General features: G+C 47.3%; 26 protein-coding genes, 1 tRNA gene and 1 pseudogene. 8 read left to right on the top strand and 20 right to left on the bottom strand.

The window, feature by feature from the left end; all coding sequences use genetic code 11:
- Window positions 1–42: 42 nt before the first annotated feature.
- Window positions 43–660, bottom strand: a complete 618-nt coding sequence (locus AN477_RS18770; protein WP_054970703.1) for a GNAT family N-acetyltransferase — start codon at window positions 658–660, stop codon at window positions 43–45.
- Window positions 661–887: 227 nt separating this feature from the next.
- On the opposite strand from AN477_RS18770, the gene AN477_RS24735 reads away from it, so the two are divergent.
- Window positions 888–984, top strand: a tRNA-Sec gene (locus tag AN477_RS24735).
- Between the two features lie 68 nt (window positions 985–1,052).
- Here AN477_RS24735 and AN477_RS18765 read toward each other — a convergent pair.
- Window positions 1,053–1,691, bottom strand: coding sequence for a histidine phosphatase family protein (locus AN477_RS18765; RefSeq protein ID WP_054970702.1), 639 nt, complete (start codon window positions 1,689–1,691; stop codon window positions 1,053–1,055).
- A gap of 50 nt (window positions 1,692–1,741) precedes the next feature.
- On the bottom strand, window positions 1,742–2,290 hold the full coding sequence (locus AN477_RS18760) for a GNAT family N-acetyltransferase (RefSeq protein ID WP_054970701.1): 549 nt from the start codon (window positions 2,288–2,290) through the stop codon (window positions 1,742–1,744).
- Window positions 2,291–3,321: 1,031 nt separating this feature from the next.
- Here AN477_RS18760 and AN477_RS18755 point away from each other — a divergent pair.
- Complete coding sequence (locus AN477_RS18755) at window positions 3,322–3,582, top strand: hypothetical protein (RefSeq protein WP_054970700.1); 261 nt, start codon at window positions 3,322–3,324, stop codon at window positions 3,580–3,582.
- Window positions 3,583–4,061: 479 nt separating this feature from the next.
- On the opposite strand, the gene AN477_RS18745 is transcribed toward AN477_RS18755, so the two are convergent.
- Complete coding sequence (locus AN477_RS18745) at window positions 4,062–4,895, bottom strand: class I SAM-dependent methyltransferase (RefSeq protein ID WP_054970698.1); 834 nt, start codon at window positions 4,893–4,895, stop codon at window positions 4,062–4,064.
- 310 nt (window positions 4,896–5,205) lie between these two features.
- Between AN477_RS18745 and AN477_RS18740 the strand changes: the two genes are divergently transcribed.
- Together AN477_RS18740 and AN477_RS18735 are read left to right on the top strand one after the other, a co-directional pair.
- Window positions 5,206–7,461, top strand: a complete 2,256-nt coding sequence (locus AN477_RS18740; protein WP_083486461.1) for a heavy metal translocating P-type ATPase — start codon at window positions 5,206–5,208, stop codon at window positions 7,459–7,461.
- Window positions 7,462–7,573: 112 nt separating this feature from the next.
- Window positions 7,574–7,873: a hypothetical protein gene (locus AN477_RS18735; protein WP_054970697.1), complete on the top strand. Its 300-nt coding sequence runs from the start codon at window positions 7,574–7,576 to the stop codon at window positions 7,871–7,873.
- A gap of 151 nt (window positions 7,874–8,024) precedes the next feature.
- Here the strand turns inward: AN477_RS18735 and AN477_RS24730 are convergent, their stop codons facing one another.
- From AN477_RS24730 to AN477_RS24725, 3 genes are all read right to left on the bottom strand, one after another.
- Window positions 8,025–8,186 carry a hypothetical protein gene (locus AN477_RS24730; RefSeq protein WP_157062062.1) on the bottom strand — a complete coding sequence of 54 codons (162 nt, stop codon included), beginning with the start codon at window positions 8,184–8,186 and terminating at the stop codon, window positions 8,025–8,027.
- A gap of 63 nt (window positions 8,187–8,249) precedes the next feature.
- Window positions 8,250–8,711 carry a phosphotransferase family protein gene (locus AN477_RS18730; protein ID WP_054970696.1) on the bottom strand — a complete coding sequence of 154 codons (462 nt, stop codon included), beginning with the start codon at window positions 8,709–8,711 and terminating at the stop codon, window positions 8,250–8,252.
- A complete protein-coding gene (locus AN477_RS24725) occupies window positions 8,690–9,217 on the bottom strand; it encodes a phosphotransferase family protein (protein WP_054970695.1) in 528 nt (175 codons plus the stop codon). The genes AN477_RS18730 and AN477_RS24725 overlap by 22 nt, the downstream gene beginning before the upstream one ends.
- A gap of 621 nt (window positions 9,218–9,838) precedes the next feature.
- On the opposite strand from AN477_RS24725, the gene AN477_RS18715 reads away from it, so the two are divergent.
- On the top strand, window positions 9,839–10,378 hold the full coding sequence (locus tag AN477_RS18715) for a GNAT family N-acetyltransferase (protein WP_054970693.1): 540 nt from the start codon (window positions 9,839–9,841) through the stop codon (window positions 10,376–10,378).
- 70 nt (window positions 10,379–10,448) lie between these two features.
- Here AN477_RS18715 and AN477_RS25950 read toward each other — a convergent pair.
- From AN477_RS25950 to AN477_RS18705, 3 genes and pseudogenes are all read right to left on the bottom strand, one after another.
- Window positions 10,449–10,553: pseudogene (locus tag AN477_RS25950) on the bottom strand (DUF2441 domain-containing protein); the annotation flags it as partial.
- A 38-nt stretch (window positions 10,554–10,591) separates the two neighbouring features.
- The gene (locus tag AN477_RS18710) at window positions 10,592–11,242 is read right to left on the bottom strand and encodes an MBL fold metallo-hydrolase (RefSeq protein WP_054970692.1); all 651 of its coding nucleotides are present in this window, start codon (window positions 11,240–11,242) and stop codon (window positions 10,592–10,594) included.
- Window positions 11,243–11,300: 58 nt separating this feature from the next.
- Complete coding sequence (locus AN477_RS18705; RefSeq protein WP_054970691.1) at window positions 11,301–12,692, bottom strand: MFS transporter; 1,392 nt, start codon at window positions 12,690–12,692, stop codon at window positions 11,301–11,303.
- Between the two features lie 267 nt (window positions 12,693–12,959).
- Between AN477_RS18705 and AN477_RS18700 the strand changes: the two genes are divergently transcribed.
- On the top strand, window positions 12,960–13,568 hold the full coding sequence (locus tag AN477_RS18700) for a TetR/AcrR family transcriptional regulator (protein WP_054970690.1): 609 nt from the start codon (window positions 12,960–12,962) through the stop codon (window positions 13,566–13,568).
- A gap of 250 nt (window positions 13,569–13,818) precedes the next feature.
- Here the strand turns inward: AN477_RS18700 and AN477_RS18695 are convergent, their stop codons facing one another.
- The 5 genes from AN477_RS18695 to AN477_RS18675 all read right to left on the bottom strand — a co-directional run bounded on the left by AN477_RS18695 (window position 13,819) and on the right by AN477_RS18675 (window position 16,833).
- Window positions 13,819–14,961: an AMP-binding protein gene (locus tag AN477_RS18695; protein ID WP_281176387.1), complete on the bottom strand. Its 1,143-nt coding sequence runs from the start codon at window positions 14,959–14,961 to the stop codon at window positions 13,819–13,821.
- 343 nt (window positions 14,962–15,304) lie between these two features.
- Window positions 15,305–15,652 (bottom strand): DUF1048 domain-containing protein, encoded by a 348-nt coding sequence (locus AN477_RS18690; protein WP_054970688.1) that lies wholly within the window; start codon window positions 15,650–15,652, stop codon window positions 15,305–15,307.
- Between the two features lie 11 nt (window positions 15,653–15,663).
- Window positions 15,664–16,011 carry a DUF1048 domain-containing protein gene (locus AN477_RS18685; protein ID WP_054970687.1) on the bottom strand — a complete coding sequence of 116 codons (348 nt, stop codon included), beginning with the start codon at window positions 16,009–16,011 and terminating at the stop codon, window positions 15,664–15,666.
- Entirely contained in the window at window positions 16,011–16,316 is a 306-nt protein-coding gene (locus AN477_RS18680; RefSeq protein ID WP_054970729.1) for a PadR family transcriptional regulator, read from the bottom strand. Before AN477_RS18680 ends, AN477_RS18685 begins: the two co-directional genes overlap by 1 nt.
- A gap of 214 nt (window positions 16,317–16,530) precedes the next feature.
- Window positions 16,531–16,833 carry a hypothetical protein gene (locus tag AN477_RS18675; protein ID WP_157062059.1) on the bottom strand — a complete coding sequence of 101 codons (303 nt, stop codon included), beginning with the start codon at window positions 16,831–16,833 and terminating at the stop codon, window positions 16,531–16,533.
- A 502-nt stretch (window positions 16,834–17,335) separates the two neighbouring features.
- Here AN477_RS18675 and AN477_RS18665 point away from each other — a divergent pair.
- Window positions 17,336–17,608: a DUF2619 domain-containing protein gene (locus tag AN477_RS18665; protein ID WP_054970684.1), complete on the top strand. Its 273-nt coding sequence runs from the start codon at window positions 17,336–17,338 to the stop codon at window positions 17,606–17,608.
- A 373-nt stretch (window positions 17,609–17,981) separates the two neighbouring features.
- Here AN477_RS18665 and AN477_RS18660 read toward each other — a convergent pair whose 3' ends face one another.
- Together AN477_RS18660 and AN477_RS25115 are read right to left on the bottom strand one after the other, a co-directional pair.
- Window positions 17,982–18,797: a COG4705 family protein gene (locus AN477_RS18660; RefSeq protein ID WP_054970683.1), complete on the bottom strand. Its 816-nt coding sequence runs from the start codon at window positions 18,795–18,797 to the stop codon at window positions 17,982–17,984.
- A gap of 268 nt (window positions 18,798–19,065) precedes the next feature.
- Complete coding sequence (locus tag AN477_RS25115) at window positions 19,066–19,260, bottom strand: hypothetical protein (protein ID WP_054970682.1); 195 nt, start codon at window positions 19,258–19,260, stop codon at window positions 19,066–19,068.
- On the opposite strand from AN477_RS25115, the gene AN477_RS18650 reads away from it, so the two are divergent.
- Window positions 19,238–19,804 (top strand): YitT family protein, encoded by a 567-nt coding sequence (locus tag AN477_RS18650; protein WP_054970681.1) that lies wholly within the window; start codon window positions 19,238–19,240, stop codon window positions 19,802–19,804. The genes AN477_RS25115 and AN477_RS18650 overlap by 23 nt on opposite strands.
- Window positions 19,805–19,859: 55 nt before the next feature.
- Here AN477_RS18650 and AN477_RS18645 read toward each other — a convergent pair whose 3' ends face one another.
- The 3 genes from AN477_RS18645 to AN477_RS18635 form a co-directional block, all read right to left on the bottom strand.
- The gene (locus AN477_RS18645) at window positions 19,860–21,041 is read right to left on the bottom strand and encodes an FtsW/RodA/SpoVE family cell cycle protein (protein WP_054970680.1); all 1,182 of its coding nucleotides are present in this window, start codon (window positions 21,039–21,041) and stop codon (window positions 19,860–19,862) included.
- Between the two features lie 423 nt (window positions 21,042–21,464).
- A complete protein-coding gene (locus AN477_RS18640) occupies window positions 21,465–22,091 on the bottom strand; it encodes a DedA family protein (RefSeq protein WP_054970679.1) in 627 nt (208 codons plus the stop codon).
- Between the two features lie 116 nt (window positions 22,092–22,207).
- Window positions 22,208–22,798: a lysophospholipid acyltransferase family protein gene (locus tag AN477_RS18635; RefSeq protein ID WP_054970678.1), complete on the bottom strand. Its 591-nt coding sequence runs from the start codon at window positions 22,796–22,798 to the stop codon at window positions 22,208–22,210.
- Window positions 22,799–23,006 lie beyond the last annotated feature (208 nt).

The raw sequence follows: 23,006 nt of genomic DNA, 5'->3' as shown, positions 1-23,006 counted from the left end.
TTTGTGGGGGTGGACGGCCATTCTTTCAATTCCTTTGCAAGCTTACCTTTGCAGCATAAGCTCCAAACGTTCTTTCACTGTAGGCCATTCGGAATCCACAATGCTGTAATAGACGGAGTCTCGAATGTACCCGTCCGCCAGGATCCGGTGCTTGCGCAAAACCCCTTCTTTTACGCCGCCGATGCGCTCAATGGCGGTTTGCGATCGTACATTCCGCAAGTCGGTTTTCAACTGCACCCGAATAGTATTCAGAGTCTCAAAACAGTATTTGAGGAGCAAGTATTTACACTCCGTATTAATGCTCGTTCGCCACACGTCAGGTGAGAGCCATGTCCATCCGATTTCAAGGCTCTTGTTCACACGCGAAATATCCAGAAAACGTGTACTGCCGACCACTCGATTGGTGGCCTGATCGATAATCACAAACGGAAACTCTGTACCAGCCGCCTTAGCTGCCAATGCATCCCGGACGAGTGCCTCCAATGCCCCCCGTGAAGCAACCTTTGTTGGCATGTATGTCCAAATTTGTTGGTGCGTCGCTACCGCCATCAAGCCTTCGACATGCGACTCACACAAGCCCACAAGTTTTGCCCTCTTACCGATAAATTCTATCGATTCTAGATGAGATTCTACATATATATCCGGACTTGTATCTGCCATGTTTTCCTCTCCCCGATTCACAACTTTATTACGTGCCGCCATCATAACATCTGCTGAAGTCGAATGGACCGTTCGGCGATGTGAAACATACGGAGTTTTTGTCCATTGCTTGCCCCTTGCGTCGAAGGCAGGTATTGCACGTCGATGTCGAAAGCACTATACTCCCTAAGTGGGCCTTGGCGATAATGAGATCTTGTTCCACAACAGAGATACTGTGCTGTCGATGTGGGAGCGGATGGGGTACTGGTGTCCTCCCCGGTCTTCAAAACCGAGTGCGTCCGGTGGTGCCGGATGGGTGAGTTCGATTCTCACACGCTCCCGCCAGAAATGCTTGTGGGACAAGGGTTTTCGCTGGTTTTGGCGAAAGCCCTTTTTCGATTTTGTTGAACTCCTCACCTGCCGCCGATGTAGCTCCCGCCGTGCTCAACATGCGACATATCACCATACCGTTCGATACGATATATGTCATCCTTCATAACGACATGGCACAGGCTCGTCGGATGGATAAATGGCGGATCCCACAATCTTTCAATCGAACGCTCCTCAAACCGGCTCATGATAAGCTTCAACGTGACCGTGTGAGTCACGACTAGAACACGACGCTCTTCATCTGCAGACAACAGTTCGTTCAGAAACGATCCAACCCTCTCTGCTACATGGAAAAATGTCTCTCCACCGTTGACCGCTTTGTAAAGATGTGGGGCCTGCCGATAGGTCTGGTACGCCTCGGGGAAGGTCTCCTCGATCTCGCTCTTCAGCTTCCCCTCCCATGAACCCACACGTATTTCACGCAACCGTTCATCCAGCTTGATTGCAACTTCTTTGTTGCCACGGATAAGTTCAGCCGTATTAACGGCGCGGGCGCTAGGACTCGCGTAAATCACGTCAAAGTTGATATGCGACAGTGCTTCTCCAAGCCTTGTCGCTTGCCGGACACCAAGTTGTGTGAGCGGCGAATCCAAATGACCTTGCATCCGCCCCTCAATGTTCCATTCCGTCTGACCATGACGAGTCGCGTATAGTTCGAACACGTTCCAGTCCTCCTCTACAACATCAGTCTGGGATGCGCTTCCCCTTACAGTTAGGAGTCAATGGACCCGTCCGCGGCCAACATTCCGTATATGACGTGATCAACATAATGGTCGTATAACCACTCTGCCTGGCGACATATGCCCTCCTGCTGAAACCCGAGGCGTTCGGGAATCGCACGACTCTTGTGGTTTTCAACCGCAGCTCTTATCTCAACCCGATTTAAGCCATATTCCCCAAATGCAATGTTGACAGCAGCTTTGCATGCCTCTGTCATGATTCCGTTGCCCTGAAAGTTCTCACCAAGCCAGTACCCGATTGAGCTGGACCGATTGCCCCAATGGATGCCGTGCAACCCAATGACGCCAACAAGTTGGTGCTTATACAAAATTCCCGCTTGAAATCCATGATTTGCTGCAAATTGTTTTAATGTCGATTGAATAAATGCCGTCGTGTCATCCACCGTTACAGTCGAATCCACCCAGGGCAACCACTCTCGAAGGTAAGTCCGGTTCCCATCAGTCAACGTAAATACATCTTTGGCGTCTTGTAACTCGAGCAGTTTCAGATGAATATCGTCCCGTACCCTGTAATAAAACATATCCCACTCACCCTCCCGACATGGCTTGTCACATGGAACAACACCATTTTACTTCCAGATTCATTCCATACGTCTCCATACGTCTCCTGCAAAGGACAACCCCTGGTATGTTCAACAACTCAAGGAGACATAAGAATCAACCCATATTCCAGAAACCACCGTTTGAATGGATGATTTGACCTGTTATCCATTCCGCCTCATCGCTTGCTGAAAAGTCCCAGGGTAACCACCCAGCCGATGGGAGAGTTTTAGATTCCCGCGATAAGTCGGAATATCTGAAACAGGATGCAGGTAGTAATTCCCCATCCCAGAACACCATAACGAAATATAAACATCCACTTCTGACCGGCTGTGTACTCAACATTGTCTAGTGACGCAACTAGCCGTCTCAACCGTGACTACAGATTCCCTCAATCACGCAATAAACTATTGCTACATAGCTAGAAGTAGAACATACTGTAAACCTGTGTTGTTATCCTCATCACCTCAGAAACACTTCACACAAAAATCTTTCCAACATCGAATCAGAATCCACGAACATTTGATTTTAACTGTCCGCAGAAGTGATTGCGGCAGGTGAAAGGGATTTCTTATGGATTCTGAAGAATCAACACACAATCAATTGTTTTACTGCATCTGCTGCACAGAAGTCTATCCACATGAATTAGCTATGGACATATTCACCACGGGGTTCCGCAGGAATGGTCATCAAGATATTCCGCTGGGAATTTGTAAGAAACATCTCGATGAATATGCGTTACGAGACGAAAGCACCCAATAGGGTGTTTTCTTTCTATTTTGCCAAAATGACGCTACCTGAGGATGACTGCCCGATCGCAATAACTGAGCCAAGCGATCTATTTAGCAGAACAAGGATTAGTCAGTCAACGCCTTTAGAAACTTTTGTTTGGTGTTTGGTGTCTGGCAATCTGTGTTCTGCTCCATATGGTACTTAATTCCGCTAACGTGCCCTTAGTGAACAGGCCGACTCCGATACAAAAGATACCGTCGTTTCCTCGGTGGTGCAGTGGGTGATGGAATCCGTACCGGACTTCTTTGTCATTGTGACTCTCGAGACGATCGTATTTGAGATAATGATTCAAACGAGACAACAGATTTCACTGATCGGAAGCGGACAGTTTATCTCCGGCACTTTGATTCCAGCGTTGACACTGGCAATGCTCCCAACTATGTACATGTCGCGGGCTGTGCGGGTAACGGTCGAGGAGCAGTTTGGACAACTGTACCTCGTGACTGCAAGAGCCAAAGGATTAACGCACAGGCAGGTGTAGTGACGGAACAACTGTTTGTGGAATTCCAACCGGATCGTTATCCTTGTTGCAATGGTAGGGTACTTTCAAATTACCCTTGGCCAGGCTTGGCATTCGACGCCAGACGGATGGCATCTTGTCAATACGTCTGATGATTGGGGTGGGTTATTCGCAGAGAAGGCAACACAATACTTCGCGGCTCCTTGGGTTCTCATGGCCCCAGCGTTGTTCGTCGCATGGACGGTGTTCGCGATGAACCTGGTACTTGAATCAATCCGTAGAACACTAAGGTCTGTGCCGCGCCGCCCGAAAGGTTTGTCTCGAGGACTCATGTACCGCTGCCTAATGCTGAGTGAGGAGCACCATATGCAGAAATTTTTTCAGGATCAAGTCAGTGGGTAGATCAGGAGTGCACATCAAAAGTTCTTTAGTGGAACATTTCTGGTCGCCAAGGACTTGCTTTTCAAAGGGGCATCCAGCCAGGCGATGCCTCTTTGTCGTTATTGTGCCACTAATGCAAATGAGGAGAGTGGCGTTACACCGTTACTTCTCACCAAGTCATCTAATAAATCCACTTGGGACGCAATCAAAGATTTTAACTTCGGTGGCATGTGGCTTGTTCCATCAAGTTCAAGTTGCCAATTGGTTAATGTTTGGCAGACTTCCCATGAACCATCTTGTATCTCAGGAGCCAAAATTGTTGTTTCTTTCGTTACATCCCACCCAGCAGCCGCGACTATACGCTTAACATCGTAGGGTGTAAGAAGTGTACGAACATTGGCGCTACTCTCATCCTTAAAGCACTCATACTGAGCTTGTATCAATACTGACAGCAGATGAGGCAATTGCTTTATAGTGCTAATCCTTGAATCCCATTCAGCAAAAAGCAATTGCTTTCCCCACTTTCGACTTTTCTTTAATAGTTCATTGAACTGCTCGAAGGATTGGAAGTACCAGGAACAGTGTGATAAAACAATCGTGTCAAAAGAATGGATTGGGAACTCTACTTGAGGCTCCAATACATCGATTTCATACTCCATTTTGATACGTTTTCCCAATTTAGAATTCATCAGATACTTGGCGGAATCTCCAACAGAGATTGGAGCACCATAATTCGGAGACGCAATATCGACTCCGTGCACAAATCCACTTTCTCCAACAAAGTGTGCTAAAACAGCTGTTGTATCGCCCTGTCCACATCCGATTTCTAGAATTCGACTCCCATTTCTTATATCCCAGAACTGAGCCAATTTTACACGGTGCTCCGTTTGCACTCTCTGTATGTCGTTCCCAACTGCCATACATTGAACGATTTCATCTATGAAATTACTCATATACCTACTCCAGTCGTGCAAATAATTGCATCGCTTACTCCCAAAACCGGCGATGCTTTGCTTGATGTGAATGTGCTCCCTTCAACTACTCTTTCGCTCGATTCTAAACAAGGACATGTTTGAAAACAAGCAAGTAGAGTGTAAGGCTGGTGTGACCCACCCCCTATGAATTGGGACACAGAATTATTGAAAAATAACATTCTCGAAACTTTGTTATTTACATAACGGAATAAATAGGAGATGAAGCAAAATAAACTAGATGACGGGTGGATGGACAACTGGTACGAGAGACCGAGCGGGGGTATTGGATTTGAAACAACGGTTAACAACCCTTCAGGTTGGAGGCATGTACTGTGCGGCGTGCGCTACCCGAATCGAAAAGGTGATGAAAAGACAAGAGGGCGTTATCGAGGTCAACGTGAATCTCGCCTTAGAGCGAGCCACCATATTACATGACAGCAGTTCAATCGATCAGAACGCACTCATTGGACGTATTGAAAAGATGGGATACTCTGCGTGGAATCTCGAAGAAAAAACACAAGAAATCCACAAGGAAAGCGTTCGTGCTCAAATCGAGTTATTTTTATTTTGCGCGATTCTCAGTCTCCCATTTATGTTGGTCATGCTACAAATGGCTGGTCTACCTGTGGTATTCGATGGATTAAATAACCCCTGGCTTCAACTGGTATTGGCAACACAAATTCAATGGATCGGCGGTTGGAGCTTTTATGTCGGAGCGTTTCAAGCGTTCAGAGATAGAACAGCCAACATGGATGCATTAGTGGTACTCGGAACTTCGGCAGCTTACGTATATAGCGTTTACATGTTATTGACCGGAGACCATACGCACCTATATTTTGAAACGGACGCAATGATCATCACAATGGTCCGATTAGGTAAGCTATTGGAGCTACGAGCAAAATCACGAACATCTGAAGCGCTTCAAAAGCTTGCATCCCTCGGTGTTAAATCGGCACATCGCTTGACAGACGGTGTCGTAGAAGACGTTCCTGTTGATTTCATTACAGTCGGAGACACCTTGATTGTGCGCCCGGGCGAAAAAATTCCGGTAGACGGTCGTGTTATCTCGGGTATGTCTAACGTTGACGAGTCCATGTTAACTGGTGAGATGTTTCCAGTCGTGAAGAAACCAAACGATCTCGTCTATGGTGCCACACTCAACCAGGCGGGCGTCTTACAAATACAGGCGGAACGATTAGGTACGGAGAGTGCTCTTGGGCAGATTATTCGATTGGTTGAGGAGGCACAGCAGTCAAAAGCACCAGTTCAGCGGTTCGCCGATACGATTTCTTCATACTTTGTACCAACGGTCATTGTACTGTCCCTGCTCACCTTCACGTTGTGGTACTTCCTTTTGTATCCTGGGTTTTCAAATTCCCTCCAGGCGGCATTGATTAAAGCAACCGCAGTACTGGTCACCGCGTGTCCCTGCCCCCTTGGACTTGCCACTCCCACGGCTATTTTGGTCGCGACAGGACGTGCTGCAGAACAGGGAATTTTATTTAAAGATGGAAAAACTCTAGAAATCCTACAACAAAGTCGTATCTGCCTGCTGGACAAAACCGGTACTATCACGGAAGGGCAACCCATGATCGATCATGTAGTGCTGTTGCCGAATACCTATGTCAAATCCACATCCGACCTAATATCGTTAGCCGCAAGTGCTGAGCTTCACTCCGAGCATCCACTGGCGCGTGTCTTCGTAGATAGTGCGCTGACCTGCGGACACCTGTCGGAACCCCAGCAGTTTCATTCTTTTCCGGGATACGGTGTTACCGCCATCATCGATTCAAAAATGGTAACCGTGGGGTCGATCAAATTCATTCGACAGCAGGGATTTTCATTGGACAATTTGTTGGCTGTAGAACAATGGGAAGACCGTGGCATGACTGCCATTGTTGTTGGCGTTGAAAAACAGGTCGCAGGCGTGCTCTTCGTGGCGGATCACATTAAATCTTCATCTATTCATGCCATCGAAGAACTACGACAAATGGGGCTACGGATTATCATGGTGACTGGGGACAGTCACAGGACAGCCAGGTTTATTGCGAATCAAGTCGGAGTTCGTGATGTACACGCCAATTTGTCGCCACAGGAAAAAGTAAACCTGATCCTTCAATTTCAAAGACGTGGTCACCATGTGATGATGGTTGGAGATGGCGTGAACGACGCTCCGGCACTTGCAACGGCAAACGTAGGAATTGCTTTAGGTACGGGGGCGGATGTGAGCTTAGAAGCTGCGGACATTGCGTTACTTCGTTCCGACCTCGAAGGTGTGGTACAGGCGATTGCATTGTCGCGCGCTACCCTTCACAATATCCGTCAAAATTTGTTTTGGGCACTCGCATATAACGTAGTTGCAATCCCTATCGCCGCATGCGGTATGCTGAACCCCATGCTCGCTGGGTCAGCAATGGCATTCAGCTCCGTCCTCGTAGTGACCAATGCACTCCGGTTAAAACAAAAAAAGCTCATCGTTGAAGGTACCTCTAGGACCTCCGAGACGCAAGAAGTCGCTGACGAACGAATAACGGAGGTGAAGTGACACGGAACTCCTCTTTACCAGTCTTATAGGATCTATTCTTGGGTTTCTCGTCTGCTACAAAGCAGTACAACACATAGGTACTGTTGCAAGTTCACCTGGCATGCGAATCTGTATGCTAAACAACATGTCACTCACGTTCATCTTCGCAATGCTTGTGGAACTAACGACCGATAGTAAGAGTGCATCCATTATTCTCCCCATGGTAACGGTTTGTTTGCCACTCTTGTGGACGGCAAGAACCTTTCAGTACATCGAGATTGTCGAGTTACTTATAACGTCTATCATGAGTGTATCGATGAGCGTCATGCTCATTGGGATGCTCACGAATCAGGTTGTATGGCTCATTCAAATCAGTCTTGTTTTTGTTGAAGTCTTGCTTTTTCTCTCCATTCGACAATTGTCCAGTACGTAGTTCATCCTGAACATTTTTACAATGTTTGTGGGCAAATGAAACAATCATCCAACTCTCACCGTCTGGACACCGAACCCAGTCTAAAATCCAGTTGTTCCAAATCCCTGCCTCCCATCATGATAGGCTCCAAGTGTTCCCACGCCGTGCGCACTCAGGCACCTGCAAGCTCACCAAGTTTCGAAAACAACAAGTCGTAGTAGGGGGTATTATACTCGACCAGTTCTCTCAAACTGATGGTCATTGTATTCTGATGACGCTCACCGTGATCGTCCACCTCGAACCCATGAATTCTGGCGAGCCTAATTTGAGCCAAAACCTGTCCAACTCGTCATATTGGTCTTGCGTAGTCACACCAGTCCGTAAGAGATCAGTCAAATCACTCCCCAAATTCCGCTACCACCTCTCGCAGGCCATCCGAAACCAGCGCCTCATCCCCCGTCGCCACGCCATGCAGCACGCTGTGGAACGGTGCCAACCGACGGTAGAATCGCTGCCTGGCCTGGAACGAGCCATCAATCTGGCCGCCATACGAGGGCATAAGCTCGTCCATCACGTCATAAGCGGGATCACCAATTCCGCTGTCCCCAAAGTCGATTACGCCGATTTCACCTGTTTCCTTGTTGACAAGGATGTGTTCTGGAGAAAGGTCTCCATGAATGAGGACAGGCTGAAAATCGAAATGTTGCTTCTCACCCAGGAAGGCCGTAATTTCCCGCGTCACGCTGTTACCAGTCGGAGCGTTCAGCAGCGGAACAACGTCTTCCATGATGTGATCCGTGAACGCTTGCAAGCCTGTCTCCCAACCGTCTGGTCCGTCTAGACGTTGTAGCCCGTCCATCGAAACCACTTCACATGTACCTTGTTCAGCCCACTTATCGGGATGGCATGGAGATCTCTGAGAAACTGACCAACCTGACGAAGTACACCGTCTCTCGTCGGTCCGGGTGGAATCGCCCAAAGTGGCGTACCCGACAGCTTCCGATATCCGATGGCCGAAACGGCGAAGTCCTCCTGAGACTGACCGAACCATTCAATAAGTGGGATTCGAGCGCTCACGTATGGTCGAATCGCTCCCAATATCCGGACCTCTCTTGCCATCTGTCGTCCCACTGCCGAGCGCTTGGGGACCCGGACGACAATGCTTTCGTTGACTAGATAGGCCACGCTGTCCCAGCCTTCGCCGAGTAATGAGATATAGGGCATCTCCAGATCAGAGAAGAGAGTGCGGAGAACCTTTGCCACTTTCGTAGGCTGCGTTGTCTCGTTCATTTCCAGACCTTCCATTCGCTCCACCTTCATGAATTTCATTGACACAGCGTCTGCTGTGCCTCGCCAATGATTCATGCTAGGCATCCTAATTTATCCAAATACCATGACCTAGAAACATTCATGTTACCGATCTCGATGCCTTCGCATCCACTCCTGCATGTTCCAAGCCCTTCCCGGTTCATCGTGACTGCGTATAAATGCCTCGGATACAGGGTCTTTGCCGTACGTTCCAACCACCGTGTGGTCGCCTTGTTTCGTCGTTGAAGGTGAAGTCAGCATGTTCCTACTATGGGTTGGAACGCCACCGAGCGTCACGAGTAAATCATGCATCTGACCCGTAGCCGCACCGAGGGAGTACATCTCCTCAACTGAACTCGGGGCATGTCCACAGACTCCTTCTATACATATCCATCCATTTCCTGCACATTTAGAATCTGTTCAGCCAAATCTCAGTTAGCGGGGCGTAGAGGAATCACGAACCCAGAGGCGAAATCAAACTCTGAGGAGTGGTTATATGCGGGTGCGCCAAATGGAATCAAAAGATGTTGAGCAGGTAACAGAACTATGTGGACAATTTGCTTATCCTGGCAGCAGAGAAGAAGTTGAGGAGCGGTTTCATCACTTAGAGCGTGCCCCTAGTACAAGATTTCTTATTGTGTTGTATTGTTATTCATCGTTCGGAGGGTGACATTTTTCATGGATTTGGTAACCAACCGTCTTATTCTGCGTGAATTCCAAGTGGAAGACATAGAGGCTGTTCATGCCTATGCCTCTGACCCGGAGGTGTGTCGATATTCCGACTGGGGACCAAATACCAACGAAGACACAAGAAAATTTATGGAAGATACACTCGTTGAAAGACTTAGACACCCAAGAAATCAGTTTGCGCTCGGGATTGTAATAAAAGATTCTAACGAGTTAATAGGTGCCTGCAGTTTAACAAGAACCGAGCCATTGCAAGGAGAAATTGGGTATAGCCTGAACCGTAACTATTGGGGCTATGGATTTGCAACTGAAGCTGCTCAGGCTATGCTAAGGTTCGCATTTAAAGAACTGAACTTACATCGTGTTTATGCAACTTGCAGACCAAGCAACATTGGCTCGTCGCGAGTTTTAGAGAAAGTCGGCATGACAAGAGAAGGTCATCTACGAGAACATCGGTTTTTCAAAGGACAATGGCATGATTCATTTTTATATGCCATTCTACATTCCGAACTCAAGACTGACGATAATTAATTCCTTGTATACGGTGCTCCAAGAAGTCGTGGACAATCTCCACCACTTCGATATTTCCATCTATCAAAAGCTCAGGATATTCCTCTAGGCGAACCATTTCTGTTATGACCTCTCTGATTGCTCGAACTGTTTGAATTGCATAATTGACAATCACAGCAGAATCCTCTTTGTCTAAAAATTCAACCCTTCGTCTGCCAAGGGGACAACGCAACCTTACTGGTACTGCATAGTGACTACACCGGAATAGTGCGACAAACTCACTGTGTTAATGTCCAATATTCTCACTTCGGTCGTCCGCTCACCCGTAGCTTCAATAAATTTATCGACTTTATCGAATAGTATCATCCCAAGAAGCGACAGCGCCTTCGTCCGATAATGCATAGGAATCGTGACAGTGGGCTTTAGTTGCTGCACCACCTTTGCACCGTCTTCTCCGTTTAATGTCATTCTGCCTCCGACGGGAATCATGAGAATGTCTACGTTACCAATGTCCTTCACCTGCTCTTTGGTCAATAAATGACCTAAATCTCCACAATGACATATTGTCAAACCATCGACGTTGAAACGGTATACAATGTTCCCGCCCCTCTTTTTTCCATTTACTTTGTCATGATAGGTCTTAAATCCCTTTATAGCTACACCATCCCGGTGATATTCCTTTGGCTCATTAACCAGTAGATAGTCGCCGGTAGCCACCTGAATTTTATTGTGATCCCCGTGATCATGCGTCACTGCCACAATCTCTGTTTCGATTGGCTTCGGCATCTTGTATCTGATCATTCGGTCAAATGGATCAATTAAAATGCGCACTCCTGCTTCTGAAGTCAGTAGGAATGAAGATTGACCAAACCATTTGATTTGCATAACAAAACCACCTTTTAGTTATCTTCATTTGCATTTGTTCCATGCTTTTTCCTGTCTGCTATGGCGCAACACCTGCTGGTTCTTTGTTAACCACCTTAAGTCCGCGGTCGGCAACAGTCATGATGAGTGCGATAACGCTGATTACGGTCATGATCACAGCAATGTGATGGAGACCGCTATCTGAAACTCTTGTGTGGAAAACAATGCCAATTAGTGCTGAGGAAGCAATCGACCCGACGTATCCGAAGGTACGGAGCAGCCCTGAAGCTGTCCCAATCTGGTCCGAAGTGACCTGCAGGTACAGCGCTGTCTGATTGGAACTCGCCATAGTCCCCATCGTGATACCGAAGACGACAGTAATGAGCAAAATCCAGACAATTGAGGTGTTTGCGGTGAGAAACATTACGCCAAGAGAAGCAACAATGGACGATCCAGCACAGACAATAAGTGGTCCGCGCACTAAGTTTCTTTTCGAAACGGGACCGACAACTACAGCCGAAATCACACTCATGGGTAATATGAGAAGACCGGCTTCAAGTGCTGAGGTTCCACGTGCTGCACTGATCCATTCAGTTACACCGTAGAGCACGGTATAGATGCACAGCGTGATCAAAGAAAAGCGAGCGTAGGTGCGAGTTAACGCTAAGTTGGAAGTGAGCATACGTACGTCGATGAAAGGATGGCTTGTTCGCAGCTCCCACCAAATGAGCCCCCCCCCCAACACGACGGCGAGAATTAAGGCAGTCCAGTGCGGACTAGGCAAGGAAAACAGAAATACCATCAGGGCGCTGACTGTTGCCGCGAAGCCTAGAATACCCATGATATCAATACGCAATGAAATTTCCCGAACTGTCGTAGCCCCTACGATAGCCTCATCCTTTGGAATCCAAAGCGCAGCCATGATAAATGCAACAAGTGCAAAGGGGATATTCACCAGAAATATTGTTCGCCATCCCCACGCATCCACGAGCAGTCCACCAATAGGGAGTCCCACTGCAGCTGTAATGACTCCCGCAATCTGAAGTGCACCTAGAACGTTCCCAGGCGGTTTCGACATCCCGACCGATGCTGCACGTCTGCGAATGAGGAGCATAGCAGATGGATAGGCGGTGGAAGTTCCAATGCCAATTAGAATTCGTGATACGATTAACATGATCAAGTTGCGTCCAAATCCGCCGAACAGCCCCCCCAAAAGGACCATGACAATACCGGTAAGAAATACCCTGCGGGGACCAAACTCGGCAGAGAGCTTCCCTGCCGTAGGTTGAGCAATGGAACTTGCCAGATAAAGAGCGGTAACCAGTATCGTGGTTTGAGCGACAGAGACATGCATAAATGAAGCGATCGGCACTAGTGCCGTTGCGAGCATTGAGCTATTGATTGGGTTCAACGTGGACCCCATATACATCGGTGCAACGAACCTCCACGAGAAGGGGTTCTCACTCGGCATTCTTCCTTCCACTCCTTAAACTGCTGCCTGTAGCCGATTTGACGACGACTCGTCAATCCAATCGCGACAGTCAACCAACATTGTTCTCAAGATGCGATACGAGATGGCTTTTGATATCACTTGCTAGCAATGTGGAATGACTCCGTTTGTTGTACCCTCCTCAATTCTCGGTTATATTAAACGGAGAACTCTCCCTTAATATAAGTGGAGATATCTCCGTTTGTCAAGAAACAGGACTCAAAGCAAGGTGCGGAAGGGGTCTTACGGATGAATGAAATGGAGAGAAACCACACCCGCGTAGAACGTCGTGATGCAGTCGAGAATCGTCAACGCATATTGAACGCGGCACTTCGATTATTCGAGCAACATGGTGTCGAAAAAGTAAGTATGAATCAAATCGCCATGGAAGCAGAGGTCGGTCCTGGAACTCTATATCGGCGATATAGCGATAAAAGTGAGTTATGTTTGGATTTGATCAAGGACAATGTTGACTTACTTTTTGAAGACATTGACTCTTTCCTGAACCAAAACAAAGATGAACCACCCAATCGACGATTAAAAGAGGTTATCCGCTTTTTTATTCGTTTCCGTGAGAATAAGGCACAATTGCTTGCAGGTGTCGAAGATTCCGCTCTGTCATTAACCAAACGGCATAGCTTACGAACGCAAAGTCCGATATATAACGAATTACATCAACTGTTTGTCCAATTGTTTAATGAAATGTCCGTCGCTGGCCAAAACCATCCGGACAGTGTCTTTAAAGCCGACATGTTGTTAACGACGTTAAGTAGAGACTCCTATACATTTTTACGAGAAGTGCGTGGTTTCACACCGGACACTGTACTAGAGCAAGTCTGTTTAACGTTTATTCGTTAAAACGCAACTTGATCACAAAAAAGGGGGGCCCTTGTGACCGACATCAAAACGTCAGTTTGGACACCTTTATGGTAAGGCGTTACAGTACAAAACTGCGGATAGCCACATAAGTCCTGCAGAGTTGCCCGTATTTTCACGCAGGTTCGCTCGGCTCTGCCTGATACTGCCATAGCACGTACTTGTAAACGTGAACAGACAAACCGGAAGCCAGCCCCAACAACAGAGTCTGGCTTCCGGTTTTCCTTGTCAGTTATAGCGGCACCGACTGATTTCCGAACTGATGTCTGAGTTCCACTTTGGCTACCTTCCCTACTCCATTACGAGGTAAGGCGTCAACGATATGTAACCGAGTTGGCATTTTGTATCTAGCGAGCGATGAGTCACAAAAAGACCGAACATCCTCCCACTGGATGTGTCGACCTGCTTTCGGAACAACAATGGCTGCAACTGTTTCCCCCCACAGATTCAGGAAGAATTCGATGACGGGTTGCGGACAAGGTGCTCCCCCACTTGGGCATAACCGTAGAGAACTCAAATCATATTCAGCCAGATTAGGGACTTGAGTGACTGCTTGCCACATGGCTGGCACCATGAACGCGAACGTGACCCGATGCTCTTGAATGGCTTCCAACGCATTCACTGGATGGAAGCTTTTCTGTAAGACAGATGATCCACCAAAATACAGACCAAACAGCAGAATGCTTAATGGCGTGATATGAAATAATGGAGCAGTGTGTAAAATCACGTCGTCCATACCCCCGCCGAAATCCACAGAGATATTCAACGCGTTCCACATCACATTAGAATGCGTAATCATTGCACCCTTTGGTCGACCAGTCGTTCCTGAGGTATACATCATTAAGGCTGCATCATGCTCCCATATATCACTGTGCCCGGAGTAGGCTTCATACGACTCCCGCCAATCTTCGTAGAGTTGTGTTCCATCACTGGAATCGCCACCAATTTGAATGGGAGTCATACTGCAGCGGTGATTCATGACACGACGATGTGCTTCTTTGGCTTTAGACTCCAACGAAGAATCCCAGATAAAAGCCTCGGGATTTGAGTCTTCCAAGATGTAAGCTATCTCATCCTCCGCCAGTCTAGTATTAATCGGAACAAATATCGCGCCAAGGACGCTGCAACCCACTAAAACCTCAACGAATTCAGGCTGATTGGGGATCAAAACCGCAACGCGATCACTTTTTCGAACCCCTAAATCTTCAAGTGCACTAGCGACTTTGCGAGGATGGTCATTCAATTGGACGTATGTAATTTCGGACTGTTGAAAGACTAGAGCAGCCTTTGTAGGACTTAATCTTGCGTAACGCCCTACCCATTCGAAAGCTGAAAAGTTAGAGAGATGTTGCCAATACCGGAAAACCCGAGCTATGACAGATGATAAATGTGCGGTATTCCTTGAACGAAGAGGATGGAGCCGACAAACAAAGTGATGAAGTAGAAGCAGCCCAATAAAGCGATTACAGAAAGAGTGATTCCCACCAATGCAAAACTGCGTTGTCTATTGCGAATTCTGTTTACTAAAGCGGCGTTTCACAAGATGAAACATGCTGATATGCCACTGAATCTAGGGAGTAACCTGAGCAGAATCAATCCACACAGCGCAATGATGAACGGCTGAATGTACCAGCGGCCAACTGCATTCATGAGATCATTCCCTTCCGATTCCGCCCGATTCAAACATACAAAATATTACATCCATTGTATCACGCCTTTCATTTTGTTCGATCCGTAACCTTTTTTATGGCCTTATTAACTTCTTGACCAACAGATTCTTTGTAGATGTCAGCGTAAGTTTTTGAATCTTTGACTAAAGCGTCGCAGAAAGCTGCTACGTCACTGCCCGTCACTTCGAGCACATCTTTCCCCAGGCCCACGCCCTCTTCAAAAAGATCGATAATCCCTGAAAGCAAACCCGTCTCGGGTAGTTCAACGGGTCCGACCTTAAAGAGATATTTTTGAATTTCTTTATAAACAATCTGATAGTCTTGAGGGAGCGCTTGGACACGCGCCGTGTGCGCTCGCCACTCCTTTTTGCCTTCGATAATGTCGTGTATTCTCACTTTTTATCCTCCTATCGACCTAACTTTTTGGCGATATTATTGTTGAGTTGCTCGCGCCACCTGTCTCGAAAGGACTTTGCCCCATCTTCGCCGACCAGCGCTGAACAAAAGCCTTTGATATCGTCACCCAAAACCTCTTGGACACTCTGACCTTCCGCCGACGTTTCTTCGAGCAGGCCAAGCACACCGTCAAGAATTGGCATAAGATTGCGACCACTAAAGTCTGAGTGCGGCCAAAGATTGGCTTTTATTTCTTCCCATGCAGTTTGATAATCAACCGGCAGCATTTTAGCTCGCGATTCAAAGGCCTTAACTTCTCTAGTCATGTCATTACCTGTGATTTTATCCCAAAAATTCATCACTTTATCTCCTTTAACTCTTCAATTTTCGATGATACGAACTCCCATCTCTCCCAGAACTTCCGCAATTCCTCGCGTCCTGCATCGTTGAGAACGAAAAACTTTCGCGGCGGTCCCATATCGGAAGGCCTTTTGGTGACCTCTACTAACTTGTTTCTTTCAAGCCTGACCAGAATGGTGTAAACCGTTCCGTCCACGACATCTGTGAGGCCAAGGGCATTCAGTCGCCGCGTGATTTCGTAGCCGTAGGTCTCTTTGCGGCCAATGATTTCAAGCACACAGCCCTCAAGCACGCCTTTGAGCATTTCTGTTATGTTTTCCAAATGTCTACTTCCTTCGTGATTAGTATTCTGTAACGCAGATATTTTGTGATACAGATAACAAGTATTACATAATACCTGTATATAGTAATACAAAATAGGGGCGTGTGTCAAGAATGGACTGACCTTGGACGTTCAGAGTCATGGGGAGTGAGTTCTGCTTCCGGCAAGTTTAGCTCCGGTGGGAAAAACTCTTCTTTTACTCGTTCGCGTATTTTTGGATTATGTATAAGAGTTGCTGGCGTTCGCTGGAAAGACCATCACCTAACCGTGCCACGGCTACAGGAAAGACCCATTGGTGTAGTGCTTCATTATCCACGTCACGGACTTCGCTATATCCGTTACGATACCCCTCGTAAAGCATTGGAAGAACCGCGTCGATGGCTTCCTTATTCGGAGCTCCCGCGGGTAAATTGTCAAGTTCCAGTAGAAGTCTCGTCCAAACAACGTCCCCAAGTGGATTCCCTTGTGTTGCCGTCACCCGATCGATTGATACGGACACTCTTATGAATGTCTGCTCGCGTAATTTTGTTGCTTAGATACTCTATTTGAAGCGGGAGTAATCTACATGAATGGCTGTGCATGTTAGCATGTAGCTGTCCGAGATAAAACGCCATCTCTGTAAGCACCGACGGATTAAGAACGATGTGTTCCAGCATGGACATACCTTGAACTCGTTCGAATACTATGGATGTACGCCCATCGACCGCTAGAATCGACTTTGCCGCTGGTGACGATCATGGATATTCTTCATAGCTTGACTGTTTTGGAATTCGAATACTGCATCAGCGGCGAATTCTTGATGAAATACTTTTAATACATGGTCTTCGCCCCATTCGTAAACCTCTGCACATCGTCCATTGTTCAAAAGCTGATTCGACAGAAGGAAGTCTCCCCCAATCTTTAACGGCCTCCATAGACTGGAATGACAAATCAGCCCTTCGTCGACCAAACATGGTCTTGCATGTCCCCTCGTTGCATACGAACTATGGGAGGGATGATCCATGTTTCACGGGATTGAAAGGGTTGTGTACGCCATGGCGTCACTTCGGTTTATCTCAGGTATCCTCGAGGTCCTTGGCGGACTTACTATGTTGTATTTCGGTACTGCATCCAAGGCTCTTCAGGTTAATGGCTTACTGGCGCTAGTCGGACCATTTGTTCTCATCGCGGTGACTGTGTTTGGCGTGGTTGGGATTGCGGACGGGGTGAGTGTCCGCCGGATTCTACTCTTGATTATCGGAGTCGCTTGTATTCTGTTTGCGACGCGCACTTGAGTCGTTTTGCACATTCAATTGGAATTAATTTACTCCCCCGTCCCCAAAACGACGCGACAGCTTCATTCGTAGCATTCCTCATTCATCCCCGATACGTCGCATGCTGCACATTCACGAACGCGTAGCATGACATCATACGACTTGTGAATTATCCCCTGCACCATCGGTTCTGGTCATCTATCCCTGTAAAAAATTCGACGTGCGTCCTCCCCATTTTTTGTACCCTCAAAAACTCTCATTGAGTGCCGCAACTGGATTGATTGGTACAGAACATTTCTCAGTTCCGCCCCGCAGCTATCCTATCTACTCTGAGCGGCAACCTGCGTCTCCATTCGTAGGACGGAGACTCATGATGTCAATCCACAAGCGTCATTCAATTGAACCCGTTAAACTGACCGCTGTAGCTCCGAGGCACCGACCTCTTCTGAACATCTCGGCGACTCACGCTCAGATACGCCACCAACACTACAATCAGCGTGGTCAACACAACGACCACAATCCCATCGCCATATCCAAGCCCTGTGATACTCTTCGGTTTCCCAAACCAATCCGCAAAGGACGCACCAAGTGGACGCGTCATGACGTATGCAAACCAGAAGGCAAAAATCTCGTTAATACCCAACAAGAAATACCCAACCGCCGGCAGTAAAAAAAGCACCGCAAAAAGGATTGCCGACGCCAGATATCCAAGGTGCAGTGTCGTCGCTGTCATATCACCCGTTGCGGTTCCCGTAGCAAAAGTGGCCAACACAGCAGCCCAATAAAACACCTCACGGCGAAAGGTATATACACTGTGAATGGAGAGCGTTTTCTCGACCTTGTACCACGTTGTGAAGACGACAGTCAGGATCACGGCAAATGCAATAGTTGACGCGTAATAAGGAACACCTAGTACGATATGGGTGACATCTGCAACCATGGTGCCAAAGATGGCCACCATGACAACAAGGAGCCAATAAACCCATGCAATATATTTTCTAACGGTAAACTGAAGAACGAGCGCAGCACCAAAGCCAAGGCCGCCGAGAATGACAGCCAGGTATGGATTGATGTGGGAGACAAGATAATCGGACGTCGATTCGCCCATGGCGGTCGTCAGCAGCTTCACAATCCAAAAGTAGAGCGTAACCTCCGGAACTTTAGCTAACAGCTGAGTTCTACGATCACGCCGTGAAATCGATTCATACATGGACTTATTCAACTCCTGAAGGCATAGTATGGCCTTTAAAAATCACGGCGGCAGTGAATCCGCCGATAACATCAGTCGGATAATGTACACCCAATGCGTACTCACACGGTCATGAAAATACTCTAACAAGGTACGTCTACGCTCAAGATCCTTCTGGGTAATATAAACCATGCTACCACAAACAACAGGACCGCAAATATAAAGACGGCATAGCCAAGACTTAAGTTCATGCCAAGGTGAACTTTATTTCCCATCCTCTGCTACTGTTTTAGAGTGCCTGCAACGCCTCAAAAACAACGAAATTTTCAGCCAAGTTTGAGCGCCAAAGCTCTGGTGCAAACTTGTGAAGAGAAGAATGACCTTGACCTTCATGAGAAAGAAGTGCATCAAAATTGAGCATGGGCAAACCCCCGATACGATACTTTATCGGTTGCGTTCTAATGGCGGCTGTTTCTGTACTCATCGAACGAGACTCCCATATTTCTTCTGGTGGTGTCAGCGGTTTAAGTATCGGCATCGCTGACTATCTTCACTTGAGTGCAGGAATTGTCAACCTGAGCGTAAAGTTAGGGATTTTTGGATTCATATTTATCCTCGGAGGGAAGTCAACAGGCTTTTGGACCGTCGTTGCGGCAGGCATCACGGGCATCGCCATGTGGGTATTTGAACAACTTCCGCTTGATCTGGATTTACCTAAGTGGATCGCATTTGTAACGATTTTGCTCTTCGCTAAACTTCCAATTGGCCTATTGGTGTCTAAAGGCTATTCTACCGGAGGATTTACAGCGATAGGACAGATTCTGCAAGCGCGAACCGGCATACCTTTGCGCATCAGCCTCCTCATCTTAAACCTCATGCCGGCTCTGGCGATGCTGACAGCCCACGGTCTACTGTCGGGTGCTTTAACAGCAACCATTGCTTTATCCTCTGGCGTGGCGACCGAAGCTTGGACTAACCTTACAAGACGCGTGCTCGATGGTCACACTATGCCCTGCAGGACCTCATAGCTCGCAACCGCTGCACAAACGGACCATCATTCAGACCCCGTGGGATATCCAAACATCAGGTGTATGTTTTCGAGAAATGGAAGGCTGGGCTCCGCTTGCGGATATTGATAGCCAGTCCAACGGCAATGTAGTTTGCCACCAGTGAGCTTCCCCCGTAGCTGATGAACGGTAACGTGATCCCAGTCGATGGACTGAGATACATATCCATTCCAATGTTTTCAAATACCTGGAAAGCAAACAGACCTACCACGCCCATGATGATGTACGTGCCAAATGTATCCTTTGATACGCTTGCGGCGCGAATAAGTCGGTAAACAAGAATTGTAAACAATAATACGACCACACTACTCCCCAAAAACCCGAACTCTTCTGCTATCGCTGTAAAGATGTAGTCAGTCCACTGATTCGGTACCCCCCCAGATGATGTCTCGATGCCACGAAGCCACCCTTCACCAAATACCTGTCCTGAGCCAATGGCCGTTTGAGCCTGATGAATTTCATATCCTGCACCAGAAGTCTGATACGACGGGTCCAACCATGTCAGAATGCGGTTAGCTTGATATCCGTGTAAGAGGTGGTGCTTGATGATGACATTTTGAACCACATTCATAGCAAGTCCCGGGAATTCGACTGGTAGGACAATGAATACGATTGAAAAGGCCACAAAAATAATGACACTCAGGACAAACCATGTTCGGCGCAAGAACATGATGTACATGGTGCAAAAAATAGCAAACATCACAATCGCTTGGCCAAGGGCCGGTTCCTTCAGTGTCAAGGCAAACGGAACGATCATCAGTCCCCACATAGGGAGTGTCTTTCGAATTCGATAGTCAGGATATTCCGCTTCGTCAGTGTTTGCCATCAAGGAGGCGAGAGTCACGATGAGAGTGAGCTTTGCAAACTCAGACGGCTGCAAGCTAAATCCGGGCAGGGGAATCCAACTGCGAGCACCGTTGACCGCGTGGAAACCAAAGACAGCTGTCAACAATAGAAGGGTGACTCCGTAAAGCCACCAATGCATCTTCCTCAAACTTCGGTAATCAATTGCTATCGCGAGCCACATCACTACAAAACCAACAGCGCTATAAACCATTTGCTTTGCCCAAGCATGGCTTGGGATCTGAGGGTTGGTCTTGCCGTGCGTCGCAGCGTATATTGCAACGCAACTGATTACGCTGAGCGCAACACAAGTTAAAATCAGGACAAGGTCAATTTTCTTCCAGAATTGAAGCATCACTGCCACCCATCACTTCCATGTCATTTTGGTCCTCAGTCATATCATTCATCGAGATCGATGCCCCTCAAAAGTTAGACACCTCAAAGTCGATTGCCGCTAGCCATATGCATTGTAGTTCCAGAGCTTTAAGTACATGTTGAGCGGATGTGGAGAGTTGATGAAGTACCGCCACTCTCGTATCTACACGGTATTGCCCCACTGACTTCGGGATATCTGGGAGAGGACGCATCTCCAAGGTGACGGTTCTCGAAGAGTGTAATGGTGACAATGGGTGGCAAAGGTTGAATGGAATTTGGGGTTTTAACCGTGGTCGTAGAGAGAACATCCACAGAGCCACCCAGGGGACGGACCTCCGGCCGACGCAAGAATCATTATTTCATTTATGGAAGTCCAGCCGAAACTGTATCACCTAACGTCAGATTAACCATCAATCCCACGTTCAGCTTTCACATTGACAAAGTGTCTTAACCGCCGATGAACGAAGCGATACCCCATCACGAGCACTATGAGTAACAATACACCAGGGACCAATTCAATCCGCCAGTGGTGATAAACGGACATTCCTAGCCGTTCTAACATGTTTCCGCCAATCAAGAATGTACTGGTCCATAAAAAGGAGGCCACAAGCTGACTCGGAATGTAGGTTCTTAAGTTTACCTTATTCAGGCCACTCACGTATGGAATGACATCACGGATTACGGCAATGTACTTCGTAATCAGCAGTGTCAATACAGCTTGCCGCTGAAACAGCCGCTCCGTTTGCTGCAAACGCTTATCGGTAATGAATATATATTTCCCATACCTCTGTACCACTGGTCTTCCAACTAAGCTCCCGATGAAGTATGTGAACATGGACCCGGTAAATGTACCCAAGCTGGCGGCCACAATGAGCAGTGGCAAATTAAAATGTACCTGATTGGTGTGAGACAAAATCCCGAGCGTGGTGAGCAAAGTCTCACCTGGCACCACAAGCACTAGATACTCAAGCATCAATAGAATAAAAACACCCACATATCCATATGTTGTTGCAAAATGCTCGAAGCCCAATGTACATCAACCTTTCCACTCATTAAAATTTGCAATCCATCTAGGACAAGGCTTATATCGACACTCGAATCAATTCTGAGTATGGCTGCCATTTAGAAGACTTGAGGACAAGAGCGTTAAGGGGATAATAGCATCGCTTCAATAGAATTCATGATGCGTCCAGTGGCTATATGAGACTCGTTGGTTGATAGATCGCTGACATTCACGGACTCCCCAAAAGCAATGGACATCCTAGAGAACAATCGATAGCTGCCTGAGATCGCGACTGGGACAACCCGGCAATTGGTTCTTAGGGCGAAATAGGCAACACCGCTGTGAGCCTTGCCCAATTTCCCGTTTCTGCTGCGCGTCCCTTCTGGGAACAATCCAAGTACGTTGCCTGCCTTCAGTACATCGATTCCCGTTCGTAGCGCTGTCCGGTCGGCTTTACCACGCCGTACTGGAAAAGCACCCAAAACACGTAAGAGAACCGCGAGAAAGGGAATACGGAATAATTCGTCTTTTGCCATGTAGTGAATTTTCCGAGGACTGGCAATCCCCATTAAAATGGGATCTAAATTTGATATGTGATTTGCACAGAACATCACTGCTCCGGAATCCGGGATATTGTAAGTACCACGTATATCTATACGATATAAGCTTCGCAGCAGTACGTTGCACAAATTCTTCCCAGTATTATACAAGACGCATCCCCCAATCAAATTCATGTATGGATTGATCGATCCTCATCTCAAGGGACGGTTACAGTGTCGAAAAAGTTCACTTAGAAACGGTGAAGTCATGTTTGGATTTCAACAGTCATAGAAATTTCGTCAGAGTAGTGTCTTGCTTGCTATATAAGCGTGCATGAAGCCTCCAGCTTAGCACTGGAGGCTTCGATAAAGGGAGTTTGTGTCACACAGGCTTATTGTTATC

Source organism: Paenalicyclobacillus ferrooxydans, assembly GCF_001399675.1.
In the GTDB taxonomy this organism is placed as follows: Bacteria; Bacillota; Bacilli; order Alicyclobacillales; family Alicyclobacillaceae; genus Alicyclobacillus_B; species Alicyclobacillus_B ferrooxydans.
The sequence above is the reverse complement of the archived record's forward strand: the minus strand, read 5'-3'. Positions and strand labels throughout refer to the sequence as shown.